An 18,619-nucleotide genomic window follows, 5' to 3' on the forward strand; every position below is an offset into this window, starting at 1 on the left:
CGTAGCCCGCACGCTTCAGGGAGCCTCATCGCTCGACGTCACCTCAGTCTGCGCGCCTCGGTGCGCAAGGAACACCATGAAGATGCCGTACCGGTTCCGGGGCGCGCTGCAGGACGCCGCCCCCTGGCTCTGCCTCGTCTCCACCTTGGGCCTCGCCGCCTACCTCCACGTCGGCGGCGATGCACGCGGGCACATCGTGGGGTTCGAGCAGCCGACCCTGGAGGCGCTCGCACCGACGGAGATCGCGCGGGTCGCTTCGATCCAGGTCACGCTGAACGAGGAGGTGGCGCCCGGGCAGATCGTGGCGACGCTGGACAGCTCGCTCGTCGACGCAGAGATCGCGGTCGCCCGAGCGACGGTTCGGCAGCTCGAGGCGCAGTCCGAAGCCGACCAGTTCCTGCTCGAAGCCGACCGGACGGCGAGCCTCGAAGAGCTGCAGCGCGAGCTGGCGCGGCAGCGAGAAGAGCAGCTCCAGGCCGCCGCGGGCGCGAAGGCGCTCGACGAGCAGCTCACGCGCGTCCGGCAGCTCGTGCAGGACAGGGTGGCCGTGCTGGAGGACCTGAACAGGCTCGACGTGCAGCACGCGACGGTGCAGGCGCTGGCCACGGAGAAGCCCAGGACCATCGGCCTCCTGTCGCGCCAGATCCAGGCGGCGGAGCAGCGCAAGCACGACGCCCAGGAGCCACCGCGCGTCGTGGCCGAGCGGCTGGAGGCCGACCTCTCCGTGGCCCGGCGGAACGTGGAGCTGCTGGAGCAGCGCCGAGCGGCGCTGACGCTTCGCGCCACGCACGGAGGGCGCGTGGCCGGGATCGACAAGCAGGTCGGCAACGTCGTGGCCCCCGGGGAGCCCGTCGTGCGGGTGGTGGACGTCCGGGGAAGCGTGGTGGCCTGCGTGCCGGAGCGCTCGGCGTTCGGCATCGTCGAAGGGGACACGGCGCGGCTCTGGATCCGCGGGCAGAACAGCGCGCCGCTCACGGGCAAGGTCACGGCCCTGGGGCCCCTCGTCGCGGAGCTGCCGATCCGCTGCTGGCCGAACCCGAAGACCCCGCTCTGGGGGCGGGAGATCAGCATCACGATGGACAACCCGATGAGCCTCCTCGCGGGGCAGTCGTTCGACATCGTGTTCAAGTCGAGCCACGGCGGGCAGGTCGCCATGGCGGCGGCGCCACAAGGCAGCTCCCCTCCCCCGCTCGCGAGGACGATCCAGGGCGCCCTCCCGGCGTCCAGCACCGGGGGAGCCACCCTCATGACGGTGCCGCCCGCGCTCACCACGCGCTCGCGGTTCGAACCCTCGGGCGTGCTCGCGCGGCCCGGAGAGGGCCGCTACCTGGTCATCAGCGACGACACGGGGTTCGACGACGGCGAGAACGACTCGGCGCCGTGGCTGTTCGCCATGTCCGCCGCTGGCGTGGTGGACCCGACGCCGCTCGTCGTGGAGGGCGTCGATCAGCTCGTCGACGTGGAGGCCATCACCGCGGGGGACGACGGCGCCATCTACCTCCTCTCGTCGCAGAGCTACAGCCGGAAGGGGAAGCGCAAGCGCGCGCGGACGGCTCTGCTCCGCCTGCGCGCGGAAGGCCAGGGCTTCCGCGTCGACGGGGAGGTCCATCTGGCGGAGATGCTCGACGCGAGCCCGGATCGGGCCTCGCAGCTCGGGCTGCCAGCCGGTACGCGGGAGCTGGATCTGGAGGGGCTCGGCTTCCACAAGGGCGCACTCTACGTGGGGCTGAAGGCCCCCCTCGACGCCCGGGGCAACGCGATGATCTGGAAGATCGGCGACCCCAAGGCCCTCTTCGAGGGCGCCACGAAGCTGGCCTCCACGGCGCCCGCTCCGGAGAAGGGCAAAGGCAAGGGCAACGGCAAAGGCAAGGACAGCAAGGCGCCCGTCGATCCGCGCTTGCTCGACGCGGGCGCGGTGTCGCTGTGGGCGAACGCGCGGGTCGACGTCGATCTCGCAGGCAAGCCGACGCCCGGCGGGATCTCCGATCTGCAGTTCATGCCGGATGGATCGCTGGCCATCACCTCGACGCCATCGACGGCCGACGGGGACGCTGGCGCGCTGTGGCGGGTCGACAGCCCTCAGGCCGGCGCGCTCACCCCGCGCCTCGTGCAGCGCTTCCCCGGACTGAAGCCCGAGGGCGTCGCCCCCTCGCTCTCGCCCGGCAAGGTCATGATCGTCTTCGACACCGGAGCGCGCCCGCCGTCGTACCAGGAGCTTCCATGGGTCCGTTGAAGTGCGCGGCATGGCTCCTCCTCGCCCTCGGGCTCCCGCTCGCGGGCTGCTACACGCCCTTCGGCGCCTCGGGGTCGGACCACGCGATCGCGCTGTACCGGGACGAGCGGGCGCGGACTGCGCTGCTCCAGCGGCACGGCGTCGACGGCATCTCCGCCAAGGCGCGGGCCGAGGGGAGGCGGCCCGCTCCCGCCGTGTTGACCGTGGACCAGGCGGTGACGCTGGCCAAGGACAACAGCCCGCGGCTGATCGAACTGACGGCGCGGGCCGAGGCGGCGCGGGTCGGGATCGACGCCTGGCGCACCCACAGGAACCCCGAACTGCGGCTCCAGCAAGGCCGCCTCGACCAGTACCTCAACGGTCAACCGAGGCTGGGGACGGCACTGCGCTTCCGGCCGTCACGCCCGGGTGAGGCCGACGCAGCGACGGCGACGGCGCGCTCGGAGGAGGTCACCGCGATCGCCGAGGCGCGGGCCGAGGAGCTGACCATCGAGGCCGACATCCGCTGGCTCTTCGACGAGGCCGCGCTCCTGGAGGCGGAGATCGAGGCCGCCGACCGGGTGCTCGAAGCCCGGCGCGAGCGAGCCCGCCAGATGAAGGCACGTCTGGAGATCGCGCAGGCCACGACGCTCGACGACGTGATGGCCGAGCTGTCCGCCGTGGAGGCGGAGCAAGGGGGCTTCGATCGGCGGGCGCGCCTGGAGGCGGTGAAGGGCGAGCTCCTCGACCGCGCTGGCCTCTCCCCCTCGTCCACGGTGCGGCTGGTCGGTGGGGCGACCAGGCGCTGGCCGCCCCCTGACCTGCCCTCCGAGGAAGCTTTGGTCGAGGCAGCCCTGCGGAACCGGGTCGAGGTCGCGACCGCGGCGGCGCAGATCGACGCGACCCACGCCCTCGCGTTCATCGAGCAGCGCAGGCGCTGGCCCTGGTTCACGTTCGTGGAGGTCGGCTACCAGTTCGCTCCCAGCGTGGAGACCGGGCGAGGCTGGACGTTCGAGCTGGCGCTGGAGCTGCCCGTGTTCAACACGGGGCGCGCTGGCGCGGAGGCAGCGGAGGTGACCCACCGGGCCGCGAAGACCGCGCTGGTCGCCGAGGTGAAGCTCGTGACCCGCGAGGTGCACGCCGCCTTGCTGGAGGTGAGGGCTGCGGAGAAGCTCGTCACGGAGTTCCGGAGGCGCGCGATCCCCGCCGCAGAGCGGGCCGACGCCGCCGCCCAGCAAGCCCTGGAGGCGCGCGGGATCAGCGGGGTGGACGCCCTGCTCACCCGCGAGCGGCTCGCCAGCACCGAGCAGAAACAGACAGAGCTGATGCGGCGCTACGTGACCGGCGTCGATGCGCTGCGTCGCGCCGTGGGGGGCCGGATCCCAGGGGAGTCACCCGAGAAATCGTCCGAGAAGTCGTCCACGCGAGGAGGTCCGCCCGATGCGCCCTGATCGTGTCCTTTCTCTGATGTGTGGCGCGGCCGTCGCCAGCGGCTGCGTGGTCCCGGAAGACGAGGCCGCGCAGGTGTTCGACCGCTCCGTGCTCCACACCGTCGAGATCTACGTGGGGAAGCAGCACCTCGATCAGCTCGCCACCGATCTGGACGAGCGCGTCCCGTGCACGCTGATCTACGACGGCAACTACGTGCCAGGAGCCGGCGTGCGCCAGAAGGGGAACGATCTCGTCGATCTCGCCGACAAGCCGAGCTTCAGCGTCAAGTTCGACGAGTTCGCCGACACCAAGCTCCACGGGCTGAACAAGATCCTGCTGAACGCCTCGATCCAGGACCCCACCTTCCTGCGCGAACTCATCGGCGCCGACATGTACACCCGCGCCGGACTCCCGACCGCACGCACCGCGCACGCGCAGGTGCGGTTCAATGGCGAGGACCGTGGGATCTACGTGGTCGTGGAGTCCGTCGACAAGGACTTCCTCCGCGTCCATTTCGGCGAGCAGAACGAAGAAGGGAACCTGTACGAAGGCCCCTGCTGCGGGGATTTCATCGGCGACGTGGAGCAGCTCGAACTCAAGGACGAGGACGAAGGCAGGACCCGCGACGACATCCGGGGACTCGCGCAGATCATCGCCCAGACCCCCGACGCGCTGCTGGAGAACCTGCTCACCCGCTACCTCGATCTCGACGGGTTCATGAAGGGCTACGCGCTGGACGCCGCCCTCGCGCACTGGGACGGCTACGCTTACCGGGCGAACAACTACTACCTCTACAACAACCCCGACGACGACCGGTTCGTGTTCATCCCCCACGGCATGGATCGGATCCTGGATGATGCGTCGTTCGACACCGAGACCACGCCCGTAGCGCTGCTCCCGCAGCGGATCCGGGCGATCCCCACCCTGGAAGCCCAGTTCCAGTCGGCCCTCGCGAGCGTGATGATCACGACGTGGAACGAGACGGCCATGACGAGCGCCATGGATCGTACAGGAGCGCTCCTCCGCGCCGCGTCCGCGGGCCCCCGGACGACCCAGGACCTGGCCACGTTCGAGGCCAGCGTGGGCCCCCTGAAGGAAGCCCTGACCCGGCGTCGTGCGCTCCTGGATCCCGGCATCGCGTGCGGCGACGGGCAGCAAGAGGGGCTCGAGACCTGCGACGACGGCAACACGGCATCGGGAGACGGGTGCGGAAAACGCTGCCGTGTGGAACCCTGAGGAGGGTCGACCATGGACGAGATCATCGAGCGTTACGAGTACAAGTACCTGATCCCCGAGCGCCTCATCACGGCGATCCGAGGCACGGTCCGTACGACGTCGAAGCTCGACAAGTACGCCGACGCGAACGGCCGCTACCGGATCCGGTCGCTGTACTTCGACACGGACCGCTACGACCTCTACTGGGCCAACGAGCGGAAGCAGTGGGACCGCTTCAAGCTCCGTGCCCGGATGTACCCGGGCGCCGAGAAGAGCCCGGTGTTCCTGGAGGTGAAGCGGCGGGTGAAGGACGTCATCATCAAGACCCGCGCCGCCGTCCCGGCGAGCACCTGGCGGGAGGTGCTCGCTGGCAAGAGCGAGGCGCTCTCCACCCTCTCGCCCTCGGCGCGAGCAGGCGTCCAGCGCTTCCTCGCCCCCTACCACCGGCACCACACCAACCCGGTGGTGCTCGTCGAGTACGAGCGCGAGGCGTACATCAGCGAGCTGGAGAACTACGCGCGGCTGACGTTCGACCGCATGATCTCCGTGCAGTCGAAGACGCGCCTCGAACTCGACGCCGACCCGCGCCGATGGCGGCTGATCGACCACCCCGTGCAGACCCGGACGCAGGAGCCGGTGACGGTCCTCGAACTCAAGTTCGAGCGGCGCCCACCGGCCTGGATGAGCGCCATGGTGAAGCGCCTCGAACTCGTCCGGTACTCGTTCTCGAAGTACTGCTACGGCGTCACGGCAGAGCTGACCCTGCCGGGCAGTCGCTGCACGCTGGCCCGCTGATCGGCTCCCTTTCTCCGAAGGGCTCCCACCAGCAAGCCCCCCGAGACAGGGCGCGGCGCCTCGCTCGGGCCGAAGGCACCGCCACCTTCGTTCAGGCCGAAGGCACCGACACCTTGGAGAGCTCCCGGCTGATCACCGAGAGCACCGCCGCCTCGTCGCTGTGCAGGAAGAAGTGGCTGCCAGGGAAGATCTGAAACGCGAACTCGCCCCCTGCATGCTCCCGCCACGCCTCGATCGCGGGCGGCAGCGCGTTCGGATCGTCGGCCCCTCCGAGCGCGAGCATGGGCAGGTCGAGCGGCGGCGCCGGCACGTGCGGGTGCGTCGCGAGCAGCTCGAAGTCCGCGCGCAGGATGGGCAGCATCAGCTCGACCAGCTCGGGCTCGCGCAGGATCTCCTCGGGCGTCCCCCCGTAGTGCCGCAACCGCGCGATCAGCGCCGGATCGTCGAGGAGATGCTTCGGCGGCTCGGGATCGACGATGTGCGGCGCGCGATGGCCCGACACGATGAGCCGCGCAGGCAACGGCGCCCCCTCGGCGCGCAGCCAGCGGCACAGCGCGAAGGACAGGATGGCGCCCATGCTGTGGCCGAACATCACCAGCGGCGTCTGCCCTGCGCCCGGCAGATCCCGCACCAGCGGCCCGAGAACGCCGACGACCTCGTCGAGGCGCCGGATCAACGACTCGCCCATCCGCATCCCTCGCCCGGGGAGCTGCACGCAGAGCACCTCCACATCGGGAGGGAGACGCGTCGGCCACGTCCTGAAGCTCGTCGCGCTCCCGCCCGCGTACGGAATGCAGAGCAGGCGTGCGCGTGGCGCAGCGAGGGGACGAGGGCGCCAGAGCCATCGGTTCACATCACTGCTGGCGGTGCTGGAAATTCCTCTCATCGACAAACCCGTCACCAGACCTCCGACCCGACGAGGTCGAATGGCCGCGCATCTTGCCGTAGGCGTGCGCGCACGTCGAACGCAAATCGACCGCAAGGACAGGATCGGCCGAGCCCTCGTTCGAGCCCATGACAGCTTTGCGACGAGCCCATCTCGACACGGTGCACACGTCGAACCGAGCCAGTGCAACCAGGACAATTGTGGGCTAACACTCCGGGCCTGGCGAACGAGCCAGCGAAGGAGATTCCGATGAGCAGCGACAGCCCCACCGTACTCGAGAAGCGCCTTTACACCGCCGTGGCCACCGCGACGTCGGGCCGTGATGGTCGGGCGAAGAGCGATGATGGAACGCTCGATCTCGCCATCGTCCCCCCCAAGGCGCTGGGCGGTAGCGGCGCCCCGGGGACCAACCCGGAGCAGCTCTTCGCCGCCGGCTACGCGGCCTGCTTCGGCAGCGCGGCGGCGCACGTCGCGCGGGCGCAGAAGATCAACGCCGGCCCCATCGCGGTGACGGCCCACGTCACCATCGGCAACGTCGGCCAGGGCTTCGGCCTGGAGGTCGAACTCGTCGTCGACATCCCGCAGCTCCCCAAGGATCAGGCCGAGGCCCTCGTGAAGGCCGCACACCAGGTCTGCCCCTACTCGAATGCCACCCGCGGCAACATCGTGGTCAACTTGAAGGTCGCGTGAAGCCAGCCCGGCGCGCGGCGTGGAGCTGGTGACGACCACGCCGCGCGACGCCCAGCCTCCCCTCCCCTCACGGCGCTCCCTCCTTGCCCCGCGCGAGCTGCTTCTCCAGGAAGCGACCCACGCGGGCATAGAAGGCGATCCGGCTCTCCCGCCGCTCCAGCGAGTGGCCCTCGTCGTCCCGCACCATGTACTCCACCGGCACGCCCCGCCGCCGCAGCGCCAGCACGATCTGGTCCGACTCGGCGAGCGGGACCCGCGGATCGTTCGCCCCCGCGTAGACGAAGAGTGGCGCGACGATCTTGTCCGCATCGGCGAGCGGCGAGATCGAGTCGAGGAACGCGCCGTCCTTCTCCAGATCCCCGAACTCGACCTTGAACACCTCCTGCACGAACCCGGTCGTGGTCTTCAGGAACGTGCGCAGGCTGGAGATGCCCACCATGTCGACCCCCGCACGCCACAGCTCCGGTTGCCGCGTCAGGGCGAGCAGCACCATGTAGCCCCCGTAGCTGCCCCCCATGACCACCCGACGCGCCGGATCGGCCCACGGCTGCTCCCCGACCCAGCGCGCCACCGCCCCGAGATCCGCGAGCGCGTCCAGCCGCTTCCGCCCGTTGTCGGCCTCTTCGTAAGCCCGCCCGAACCCGGTCGAGCCCCGCACGTTCGGCTCCACCACCGCATACCCCAAGCTCCCGAAGTACCGCACGGCGGTGCTCCAGCGGATCTCCGACGAGTCGGCGGGCCCGCCATGCACCAGCACGAGCACGGGCAGCGCGCCACGCGACGCACCGCCTTGCGGCAGGTAGACGTTCACCGGGACGCGGGTCCCATCGAACGACGTCACCTCCACGATCGAGGCCTCCAGCGGAGGGAGCGCCGCCAGCGAGGGCCGTGGCTCGTCGCGCAGCCGGCTCACCATGCCGCTCGCGGTGTCGACGGCCATCACGTCGGCCGGCGCGCTGGGGGTCGACCACGAGACGCCGAGCCGCTTTCCATCGGCTGAAAAATCCGACAGCGTCCCGCTGCCCAGCGGGAGCGCCACGGTGCCTGCTGGCGTGAGCTTCTGCGCATCGAGCAAGCGCACCTCCGAGCGGTTGCCCGCGTTCATCCGCACCGCCACCCGGTCGCCTCGCCTGGAGACGGCAAGCTCGGCCGCCTTCGCCGTCCTGGGGTGCTCCTCCGTGTACCGCGCGAGCTCCCGCCCCGTGGCCGCATCGAGCGCCAGCACCAGGCCCGCCTCTCCACCGCCATCCGTGGCGACGAAGACCCGGCGCCCATCGGCCGAGAAGCGCGCATAGCCCATCGTGGCCATCCCCTCCTTGGGATAGATCGCCCGAGCCTTCCCGCTCCCCAGATCGACGACGAACAGCGTCATGTCGCTGTTCGAGGTGAGCTGGATGAGCAGGGCTTCCTTGCCGTCACGGCGCGCGTCCGTCACCACCGCCGGCTTCGGCGCCGTGTAGACCACCCGCGGCACTCCACCGGAACTCGTGGACTGCACGATGACGCGTGACGAGACGTCCGCCGCTGCGCGCGCCGAGTACACCATCGTGCCTGGCGCCCCGTCGGGCAGCATGGGCATCGTCCGCTGCAGCGACTCGCCCGGCGTCAGCTCGACCAGGTTCTTGCCGCCGAGATCGACGCGAAAGATCGACAGGTTCTCGTCCAGTCCCTTGTCCGACAGGAAGATCACCCCCTTGCCATCCGGCGTGATCACCCCGTCCGAGATCCGCTCCTTGGTGGAGACGAGGCGCCGCGCTGGCGCATCGGGACGTGAGGTCTCGGCCACGTAGAGCTGCGGGAGCCCGTGACGGTTCGAGTTGAACAGCAAGGTCTTCCCGTCGGGGCTGAAGCTCGCCTCGCTGTTCACGAACGCGTCCAGCAGCGGCACCACGCGCTCGGCGAGCGCCGCGTCACGCACCGCGTCCGCCCCGGCGGGGACATCGGGTCGCGCATCCGCGGGTGGCGCCGAGGTCACGGCCGGGCCAGGGCGCGCCTCCTCGGCCGCGCGATCACGTCGCCCCGAGGGAGCGACGTCCGCAGTCGCCGTCGCGCAAGCCGACAGCGCCACGGCCAGGCCGAGCAGACAGAGTCGGGGACCGGAGCGGGAGAGGCAACGCATGCCAGACCCTACCCCTCGGCAGCCCGGCGTCACAAGCCGGACGACCCGCCTCCCCTCGCCGGAGCCTTCCCAGGCACCTCGCTGGGCGCACCACCAGCGCGGACGGGAGCGCGCGATCCACTCCCCCGCTCTCCTCCGCGCTCATAGCGCGCGGTCCACGAAGGACCGGAGCCCGCGCGCTCTCGTGCTTCCCTCAGTGCTTGCCGTACTCAAGCGTCTTCCCACGGCGCTGCGCGTAGATGTACGCCTCCATCGCGCGCATGCGGGGGTCGTCGGCGCTCAGCGGCTCGGCGCGGACGGGGTGCTGCATGCACCAGTTGATCATGTCCCGCAGCAGCACCACGCGCCCGAGCTGCGCCTGGAACTTCGGGTACGTCTCCGGGTGCGTGTTCTCGGCGTGGGGATGGCACATGTCGCACGACACGGCGACGGTGCTCCCCAGCTCGTCGGCGCTGTGGAACACGCGCGACCCTGCGAGCGCGAGCCGCTCGGTCTCCGTCTTCCACATGGCCACGTCCTGCTCGCTGACGCGACCGTAGGTCTGCCCCTGGGACGTGCCGACCAGCTCCTTGTTTTCGGAGGCCGGGTGCAGGAGCCCCTTGCTCGCCCGCACGTTCGTCTCCCAGTGCGCGTCCGGGTTCTTGCGGATCCACTCGTTCATCAGCGCCGACGCGATCTCGTTCCCGGGGGTCCCGGTCGCGAAGGTCGCCCGCGTCTTGCCGTCGCAGAGCAGCACGTCGATCCCGTCCGCGCTCTGTGCAGCACCTCCAGGAGACGTGGGCGCGTGCTCGTCCCCGGGTCGGGTCCCTGTGACGGGCGGCTCCCCGCGTCGATCGGACCCCTCGGGAGCCGCAGGCTCGGACATGGCGCCACCACACGCGGCTGCAGCGAGCGTGGCGGCGAGCAGGACGAAGGAAAGGCGCGTCTTCATCGGTACCTCTCGTTCCTCGGTCAGTAGCGGACCCGTGGGGATGCGGGGGGCTTGCTCTTCGTCCCGCGCGAAGCCAGGTAGCTGCTCTCGACGGTGATCGGGTTTCGGTTCCAGAGGTTGTAGAGCTTGTCCACGAGCCCGTCGGCATGGACGCTGATCTGCCCATCACCGCACCCGTCCTGCGGATCGAACGGATCGGGGCGACCCATCTGCACCGTCAGCTCGGGCAAGCCTTCCGGCGCGTAGGGCCAGGGCCACGCGGTCGACAGCATCCCGTGGAAGTGGATGTTCCCGACGCGGTTCGTGAGCATCTGGTGCGTGTGCCCGTGGATGACGGTCACCTTGTTGAACCGCTTGAGGATCGCCTGCACCTCCTCGGCGTCGTCGGTCCAGAAGTTCCACGGCTTGTAGAGCTTGTAGAGCGGCGAGTGGGAGAACACGATGAGCGGCGTCGTCGGCGCGACCTTGGCGAGGTCCTTCTGGAGCCAGGTGCGCTGCTCCTCGCCGACCGTGAACGAACTCTGCTGCGCGTTGTCGAGGCCCGCCACCGTGCGCATCCGCTCCATCGGCGTCAGCTTGCGCGCGGTCCAGAAGTCCTTCTCGACCACGCTGTTCAGCACGACGAAGTGCACACCCTTGTGGTCGAACGAGTAGTTCGGTGCCCCGAACAGCTCGCGCCACTTCTCGCCCATGTCGAGATACCAGTCGTGCTCCCCCACCATCATCCGGACGGGGGCCTTGAGGTTCTTCAGGATCTGCGCCCCCAGCTCCAGCTCCTTGGGCTGCCCGAGCTGCGCGAGATCCCCGCCGTAGAGCACGAAGTCGGGGGCCGGGCTCAGCGCGTTCACGTCCTCGACCGCGCGCATCAGCGCATTCACGAACCGGTCGTTGAGCTTCCGCTCGTACAGGTGGGAGTCCGAGATGTACGCGATGCGGAACGGCTCGCCCTTCCCCCCCGGTCCCGTCTGCGCCTCCGCGACACGGATCGGCTGGAACGAATGCGGGTTGACGAGCCCGTACGCGGCCGCCGCGCCCGCGGTCGCCAGCGACACCTTCAGGAACGCCCGCCGGTCGAGCTTCCCCAGCGCCGAGAGCGCCGACGCCCGCTCCTCCATGTACTTCGTCTCGACGCTCTTGATCGGCCCTCGCGGCAGGTGCTCGCCCGCCTCGTCGCCGCGCTGCTCTTTCGGTCCTCGCGCCATGGTGTCCCTCACTTGGTCGTGGTCGGAGCGCCGCCCTTGCCGAGGCGCGACTCGAATTGAAAAACCTTGCGGGTCGCGACCGCCGTGTCCCGGAACGGCCGCTGCTTCTGGGCCAGCGCGCGCTGCCGGGTGACCTCGGCCTGGTTCTCCGCGACGAAGCGCTGATCGGTCAGCGCGAACAGGAACGCCACCACCTGGTCGATCTCGCGCTCGCTGAGGTTCAGCGGCTCGATCCCCCCGTCGAGGTAGGCGTTCGCCTCCCCGCCCTTGTTGTAGTGGTCCATAACGTCCCACAAGGTCTGCATCGAGCCGTCGTGCATGTACGGCGACGTCACGCCGACGTTACGGATCTGCTGGGTCTTGAAGGCCCCGATGTCCGCGCGGTTGCGCGTGACCACGAACCGGCCCAGCTCCGAGAGATCGGTCTCCAGGGCGAGGCGGTCGATGGTCTCCTGCGAGTCGTTCTTGGACAGCGCCTCGATGGCGCTCTGGGCGAGCTTCTCGAAGTCCTGGTGCCGCGCGGAGACGCCCACGTTGTGGAACTTGTTGTTCGTCCCGATGGGGCTGGCCCCGTTGAACTGGTGGCACGAGACGCAGCGGGCCTTGCCGTTGAAGAGCACGAGCCCCGCCTTGGCGTCCTCGGACAGGGCGCGGGGGTCACCCGCGACGAACCGGTCGTACGGCGCGTCGAGGAAGACCAGCGTCCGCTGGAAGGCCGCCAGGGCGCGGCCGATGTCGTCGTAGTTCGGCGCCCGCCCGTACGCCTCCTGGAACATGGCCTTGTACTGCGCGTCTCCGGCGATGGCCTTCACCGCCGCGGCGCCGTCCGGCTGACCCATCTCGATCGGGTTGATGATCGGCAGCTTCGCCTGGTCCTCCAGGGTGGCGGCGCGCCCGTCCCAGAACTGCGTCTGGAAGAACAGGGCGTTCAGCGTCGTCGGCGCGTTCCTCCGGCCCACCTTGCCCCCGATGCCCTCGGAGGCGTTGCGTCGATCGGTGAAGCCGCGGCTCACGTCGTGGCAGGTCGCGCAGGCCACGCTCCCGTCCCGGGAGAGGCGTGTGTCGAAGTAGAGCTTCCTGCCGAGCGCCACCCGCTTCGCGTTCAGCGCGTTGTCACGCGGGATGAGAAAGCCCCAGAAGGTGGGGTCGACGCCCGGGGGCGCCGCCGCGCTGACCTCTCCAGGCAGGTTCTTCGAGAGCTGCGCTTCCTGCTCTTTCATCTCCATCGCGCCGTGCGGTCCGCTCCGCTCCACCTCGATGCGCGGCGGCCCGGCCGCAGGAGAGGGACCGCTCGTCCGCGGGACCGAGCCGGGGATCTGTCCCGCGACGTCCGTCCCGTGGGGAGCCTGCGCGTCCGACGTGCCTCCCTTCCCGGTCGCGCCGACGCCGCTCCCCGCGGCCGTCTCGTCGGGCCCACCAGGGCCTGGCCCGCGCCCCTCGGCCTGAACGCTCGACGACGCAGGTCCACTGGCTTTCGGTGTCGCCTGACAGCCGAACACGGCCCCCACGACGATCGCTGCGAGGGGCGCTGCCCACGCGAGCGGCCCCGCCCCGCCGACCGGCTTCCCATCGCTCCGCGCGCTACCCATGATCCTCCTCGATGCTGGACCCGGGCAATTCGTTCGTGTCGTCGCGGCGCGTCGGACGATCCGGCCGGAAAATCAGCTCGAGCTCGGCCTGATGAGTTCTCGGGGGAACGGGGGCCGTCGCGCTCGGCGAAGCGCCGGGGGTGCAGGGCTCACGAGCGGAAGTGGGCGGAGCACCTGGGGAATCGGGAGATGGCGGGAGGGCGGTGGAGCGAGCGCCGCGCACGCCGACGAGGCGACTGGCCGGCCTTCGGGGGTCGGGCATTCGCGACGCGGAACCTCCCGAGCGTCCCCTGAGCCCGATGAGTTAAAAATTAGGAAATCTCCTGAGTCGGCTGACCCCGATGAGTTAAAAATTCAGAGAACTCCTGACACGCGTCTATCCCTTTCACCTCGCGATTCAGAAATCTCCTGAGTCAGCTGGCCCCGATGAGTTAAAAATTAGGAAATCTCCTGAATCAGCTGACCCCGATGAGTCAAAAATTCAGAGAACTCCTGACACGCGTCTATCCCTTTCACTTCGCGATTCAGAAATCTCCTGAGTCGCTCCCCCCGATCCGTTCACAGTCCATCGCCCTGCGATGGCGCCCGCCCTCGAACGGCTCCGCAGGAAGCCCCACGCTGCGGTGGTCTCTCGCTCCGCTGGTGCGCTGTGACATCGGCGTTCTCCACTCGGGCTCAGCTCCTCCGAGGAAACGGATGCGCCGCTTCCGGTGCTCCGCCACGACGACGGGCAATCCGGAGCCTCGTCCGACGGTCGTCTCAAGGCCTCGTGGGTTCGCTGGCACTCGCGTCCCTGCTCACGGCGAGCTGCACGCCGGCTCTGACGCTCGAGAGCAACGCGAAGACGGAGGCCAGCACGACGACCGAAACGACGACCGAAACGACGACCGACGCCTGCGAGGCTGCCTGCGGACTGGACCAGCGCTGCATCGGAGAGATGTGTCTGAACGGTGGCGAGCTTCAGTTCTCCGTGACGTGGAGTCGGAAGGGGCGACGCGGGTCTCTTCGTGACGGCGCGACTTCGGCGCACCACCTGGCTCGACGAGAGCCACGGGCACACCTGCTTCCTCGGCGATCCTGCCCACGTGGCCACCATCTCCCATCCGAGCACGACCACGCCGTGAGGTCCGTCGGCGCGTGATGCGCCCGCACTCCCATCCCCTGTTCCGAGGGAGCGTGGTAGAGATCACCGCATCATGGCCATGCCTGCTGTCCACCCAAGCCCTGGCACGGAGGCAGCGACCGTCGCCTGGCGCGCCAGAAACCAGCTCCACCTCACCGTGATCGTCAAGGCGACGTTCGCGTTCGCCCCCGAGGCGGAGATGACGCCGGCAGAGCCGCAGCCGATCCTGCGGAGCGACGTGTACGAGGGGAACAGCCCCGCGCGCAGCGTCCTCTCCACGAGCGATCTCGTGCCGTACCTGGGGCTCGTCGATGTCCTGTTCACGGGGCACGCTCATGCGCCGCAGAGCGCGCCGGTCAACGCGACGACGGTGCGGCTCGCGCTCTTCGAGGAGGGGCGGGCCGTCCTCGACAAGCAGCTCCGGGTGCAAGGCGAAGGGGGCTTCCGGAAAGCGTCTCTGGGCTACGAGCAGACCTACGGCGGGCCCGACGCGCCGGACAACCCGCTCGGGACGCCGTCCCCTGCGCTGACGAAGCGGCCCTGGCACTTCGACCCGGCGCACCCTGGCACGCCGGCCGGCTTCGGCCCGCTGTCGCGCAGCTTTCCCGTCCGCAAGCGGCTGCTGGGGCCGAACCTCGCCGAGGCGCTCGACCGTCCCTCGATGGAGATCGCCGAGGGTCTCGACTGGTCGTACTTCCAGGCAGCGCCCCGCGATCAGCGGCTCCAGAGCCTCCGCAGCGACGCCTGGCTCGTGCTGGAGGGGCTACACCCCACGCAGCCGCGGCTGCGGACGCGCCTCCCTGGCGCGCGCGGCCTGGCGCGGGTCCATGGTCTCGCGACGTCGGGCTTGAGCGAAGGCCAGATCCTGGAGCTGCGGCTCGACACGGTGCGCATCGACGGCGACGCCGAACGCTGCACGCTCGTGTGGCGGGAGAGCTTCCAGGTCGCGAGCGAGGCCGCGCTCGAGGGGGCGCAGATCCTGGTCGGCGTCGACCGCCCCGGGGCGCCGATCACCTGGGCCGATCCGAGACAGCTCGCCAGCGGTGCGCGAGAGGCGAAGGCGTCCTGGAGCTCGGAGAGCGCCCACACGACGATGGCGCTCTCCGACGAGGAGTTCGATCTCGACGAGGATCTGGACGCGAGCGAGGACGGGCCGACCACCGCGTCGCTCGGAGAGGCGGCAGAGGGCGAGGCCCCGGGGCGGTCGTTCGGCGCCCGCCTCGACACCGCGCACGCCTCGCACGCCGCGCACGCCTCGCACGCCTCGCACGCCTCGCTCGCCGCGCACGCCGCGCACGCCGCGCACGCCGCGCCGCGCCGCACGGAGGCGCCGCGACCGCCAGAGCCACCGCGGCCGCCGGAGACGCCTCGCTCGGAGACGCCTCGCTCGGAGACGCCTCGAACGCAGGAGGCGCTGCGCCGCTCGGAGGCGCCAAGGCCGCAGGAGGCGCTGCGCCGCTCGGAGGCGCCAAGGCCGCAGGAGGCGCTGCGCCGCTCGGAGGCGCCACGGCCACCGGAGCCACCGCGGTCGGTCGCGCGGCCCAGCGAGGCGCCGCGGCCGGGCGCGCGACCCGCGAAGGATCCTGCCCTCGCGTCGCAGCTCACCTCGCGCCCCGAGACGGTGGATCTCTCCGGGCTCCTGCTCGACGATCATGCCCGGGCGGCGCTCCCCTTCCCAGAGAGCCCTGCCCCGCGGCCACCGGAGCCCGCCGCGCCCCGCGATCACGACGGCGCCCTGCCCTTCACGAGGCCAGGCGCGCCGCCTGCGCCGGAAGCCGCGGCGCCGCGCGGGGGGCTGCCCTTCCAGACAGGGCGAGGCACGGCGCCGCCCGCGCCGCTCGTCGCGCCAGGCTCGGCGCCGCCCGTCACGCTGCCGCTGCCTCCGACGGCCCAGGCGACGGCGCTGGCTTTCCAGACAGGATCGGGCGTCGCGGCTGCGCCCACGTCACCGCCGTACGCTGCCACGGCGCCCATCGCGTCTCCTCCGCCGTACGCCGCGCCCGCGCCCATCACGGCCGCGCCCATGGCACCTGCGCCCATCACGACCGCGCCCATGGCACCTGCGCCCATCACGGCCGCGCCCATCACGGCCGCGCCCATGATGCCGGCTCCCGTGCCTCCGCCCCTCGCGGTCCCCCCTGCCACGGCTGGGCCCGCGGCGCCGTTCGGTGGCGTGTCGAGCCCTGCCACCTCGGTTCCCGGCACGTCGTTCGGTGGGGCGCCGAGCATGGGGTCCAGCCTCGATGCGTCCGATCCTCCGCCTCCCAGAGGGATGCCCGCCCTCAGCCCGATGGCGGCATCCAACGCTGCGATGGCGCCCGTGTGGGCCAAGCCCAAGCTCCCGGACCCGGAGCCGTCGGCGGTCCCGCCTCCTGCGCCCGTGATGGCGTCGGCCTTCGGTCACGGTGGTGGGGAGTCGCTGTCAGGCGGCGAAGGCACCTCGGCCGATGGGCACGCTGCGAGCCCCGGCCGGAGCCTGGGGTCGCTCAGCCCGCTCGCGGCGTCGAACGCGGCCGCAGCGGCGTCGATCGCGGCGTCGAATGCGGCGGCCCGCGCCGAGGGGGAGGCGTCGACCTCTGCGCCGCTCGCGCGCCCTGCGACGCGCGTGGAACCCGGGAACGCGCTCGATCTGCTCTGGTTCGATCCGAAGTCCGTGGCGCGGATCCGGCAACAGCGCTCCTGGCAGCCGCTGCTCGACGCGCTCCTGGAGAAGCCGCACGATCCGGACATCGACGATCCGGCGCTGGAGCAGGAGCCCGCGGCCGGCGAGGAGCGGCGCCAGGTGTTCGAGGTGCTGGCGCACGCGGGGGCGCTGAACGCCGACGAGCTCCGCGACACGATCCGCGGGTCGCTTCGCGACGATGGTCGGTTCGTGCCGCCGATGGTGCAGCTCGCAGGGGAGCTTTCGCTCCCGTTCGACGAGGTGGAGATGCTGAAGGCCACGGTCTCCGCCGTGTCGCCGATCGCAGGCAGTGACGAGATTCTGAGGGCGACGCTGGAGGCCGCGCGGGAGTTCCTCAAGGAGCCGGACCTGCTCGCGGCCTCGGCGACGGTGGAGGGGCTGCTCACGCGGATCAAGCAGACCTACGGGCAAGGCAAGCGCGCGCAGCCTTACGCGACGGTCGAGGCGCAGGCGGAGCGGGCCTTGCTGGAGAAGCGCCGCTACCAGCGCCGGTTGGTCTTCGGAGGGAAGCACCTCCGTGGGCTGCTCCAGCCCGCGACCGGAGGCCGCCCGATCCCGACCTACGTCCCCGAGGCGGTCGCCGAGAAGCTGCCCATGTTCCAGCACTTCACGGTGCGGGTCATCGCCGAGGCCCACCTCGCGGCAGACCAGCACGAGACCCACCCGGCGGCGCTGCGGGTGGTGGCCATCGCGCGGGAGACGCCGATCGCGCTGCGCTGGTGAGCCGAAGCTCAGGAGGTCGGCATGCCGAGCCTCAGGAGGTCGGCATGTCGAGGCTCAGGATTTGGGAACGCCGAGGCGGTTGAAGTCGGAGCCTCTCGCCCACGAGTCGTGCGCCGGGGCCGTCTCCTTCGGCCCCTTCGGGTCGAGCATGTTGCTGCGGCAGAAGGAGCAGTGGATCTCTCGGTACTGGTAGGGCTGACCGTCCGACCCGACGAGCGAGTCGAGCGCTTCGAGGACGTCGCTGAGGTGGACCTCCGACCGTACGCCAGGCTTCTGTCGGTTGCGCACGGTGAGCACGTCGTACATCTCGAACTCACGCGTGTTCTTGTACATCTGCTTCCGCTTGTTGGCCTCTTCCGCCGCTTGCATCTGCTGTCCCATGGCCTTGGTCGGGTCCGGGTCGAGGACGAGGTTCGCGATGGGCGCGTTGCACCACTCGTCGATGCTGGTGTTCTTCTGGGCGGTCGTCATGGAGTCCCAGTTCGGGAACGCCTGGACGAGCTTCTCGCGCTGCATGTTGGAGAACTGTCGCGCGTTCATGATCGCGCGGCGGATGCCGTCATACGTCTCTGGCGGCGTGTCCTTGCCGCCGCCGCCGTGCTTGCCCTGGAACTTGGAGAGGTCGTAGTCCTGCACGTCGGCGCTGGGCGCGATCCGCTCCTTGGCTTTCACCGCGAGGACCTTGTCGACGCCAGGGTCGACCAGCGTCACGCCGTGGGAGGCGTACAGGAACAGGGGCGCGTAGCTGGGCGCTTTCGTCCACCGGACCCGGTCCATGCGCTCGTTGGAGGTCGCGTACTTGGTCAGCCCCAGCTTCCCGGTGGTGAACGAGCCGAGGAAGCGCGCCGTGTTCGTCGCCCGCTCCCGCGAGGTGGCGCCAGGCGTGAAGCCGCCGTGGGAGCTGATGATCAGGTAGGGCGCGTACTCCCCGATGGCGTGCGTGAACAGGTAGAAGTGATCGCCCAGCTCCTGTCGGTGTCCCTCTTCAGCCATGCGAAACCTCCCTCGTCGTGTGCTGGG

Annotated in this window: 12 protein-coding genes; 6 read left to right on the top strand and 6 right to left on the bottom strand. The window is 70.4% G+C overall.

What is annotated here, in order from left to right; translation table 11 throughout:
* Positions 1-76: 76 nt before the first annotated feature.
* From CMC5_RS26010 to CMC5_RS26025, 4 genes are read left to right on the top strand one after another with little or no spacing between them, the layout of a single operon-like run.
* Positions 77-2,233 carry an HlyD family secretion protein gene (locus tag CMC5_RS26010; protein ID WP_050432944.1) on the top strand — a complete coding sequence of 719 codons (2,157 nt, stop codon included), beginning with the start codon at positions 77-79 and terminating at the stop codon, positions 2,231-2,233.
* Positions 2,221-3,663: a TolC family protein gene (locus tag CMC5_RS26015; protein ID WP_050432945.1), complete on the top strand. Its 1,443-nt coding sequence runs from the start codon at positions 2,221-2,223 to the stop codon at positions 3,661-3,663. The genes CMC5_RS26010 and CMC5_RS26015 overlap by 13 nt, the downstream gene beginning before the upstream one ends.
* Positions 3,653-4,879, top strand: a complete 1,227-nt coding sequence (locus CMC5_RS26020) for a CotH kinase family protein (RefSeq protein WP_050432946.1) — start codon at positions 3,653-3,655, stop codon at positions 4,877-4,879. Before CMC5_RS26015 ends, CMC5_RS26020 begins: the two co-directional genes overlap by 11 nt.
* Before the next feature lie 12 nt (positions 4,880-4,891).
* Entirely contained in the window at positions 4,892-5,653 is a 762-nt protein-coding gene (locus CMC5_RS26025) for a polyphosphate polymerase domain-containing protein (protein ID WP_082362798.1), read from the top strand.
* Between the two features lie 91 nt (positions 5,654-5,744).
* On the opposite strand, the gene CMC5_RS26030 is transcribed toward CMC5_RS26025, so the two are convergent.
* On the bottom strand, positions 5,745-6,539 hold the full coding sequence (locus tag CMC5_RS26030) for a thioesterase II family protein (RefSeq protein WP_063796350.1): 795 nt from the start codon (positions 6,537-6,539) through the stop codon (positions 5,745-5,747).
* Between the two features lie 249 nt (positions 6,540-6,788).
* Here CMC5_RS26030 and CMC5_RS26035 point away from each other — a divergent pair, with 249 nt between their 5' ends.
* Entirely contained in the window at positions 6,789-7,229 is a 441-nt protein-coding gene (locus CMC5_RS26035; RefSeq protein ID WP_050432948.1) for an organic hydroperoxide resistance protein, read from the top strand.
* Positions 7,230-7,296: 67 nt separating this feature from the next.
* On the opposite strand, the gene CMC5_RS26040 is transcribed toward CMC5_RS26035, so the two are convergent.
* The 4 genes from CMC5_RS26040 to CMC5_RS26055 form a co-directional block, all read right to left on the bottom strand.
* On the bottom strand, positions 7,297-9,348 hold the full coding sequence (locus CMC5_RS26040; protein ID WP_082362799.1) for a S9 family peptidase: 2,052 nt from the start codon (positions 9,346-9,348) through the stop codon (positions 7,297-7,299).
* A gap of 193 nt (positions 9,349-9,541) precedes the next feature.
* Positions 9,542-10,279 (bottom strand): hypothetical protein, encoded by a 738-nt coding sequence (locus tag CMC5_RS47830; protein WP_245677764.1) that lies wholly within the window; start codon positions 10,277-10,279, stop codon positions 9,542-9,544.
* A gap of 20 nt (positions 10,280-10,299) precedes the next feature.
* The gene (locus CMC5_RS26050; RefSeq protein WP_050436143.1) at positions 10,300-11,394 is read right to left on the bottom strand and encodes a metallophosphoesterase; all 1,095 of its coding nucleotides are present in this window, start codon (positions 11,392-11,394) and stop codon (positions 10,300-10,302) included.
* Between the two features lie 95 nt (positions 11,395-11,489).
* Positions 11,490-13,070 (bottom strand): cytochrome-c peroxidase, encoded by a 1,581-nt coding sequence (locus tag CMC5_RS26055; RefSeq protein ID WP_245677765.1) that lies wholly within the window; start codon positions 13,068-13,070, stop codon positions 11,490-11,492.
* Positions 13,071-14,266: 1,196 nt separating this feature from the next.
* Between CMC5_RS26055 and CMC5_RS26060 the strand changes: the two genes are divergently transcribed.
* Positions 14,267-17,599 (top strand): DUF2169 family type VI secretion system accessory protein, encoded by a 3,333-nt coding sequence (locus CMC5_RS26060; RefSeq protein WP_050432949.1) that lies wholly within the window; start codon positions 14,267-14,269, stop codon positions 17,597-17,599.
* A 54-nt stretch (positions 17,600-17,653) separates the two neighbouring features.
* Here CMC5_RS26060 and CMC5_RS26065 read toward each other — a convergent pair whose 3' ends face one another.
* Complete coding sequence (locus CMC5_RS26065; RefSeq protein ID WP_050432950.1) at positions 17,654-18,592, bottom strand: putative adhesin; 939 nt, start codon at positions 18,590-18,592, stop codon at positions 17,654-17,656.
* Between the last annotated feature and the right edge of the window lie 27 nt (positions 18,593-18,619).

Source organism: Chondromyces crocatus, from assembly GCF_001189295.1.
GTDB classification, from domain to species: Bacteria; Myxococcota_A; Polyangia; order Polyangiales; family Polyangiaceae; genus Chondromyces; species Chondromyces crocatus.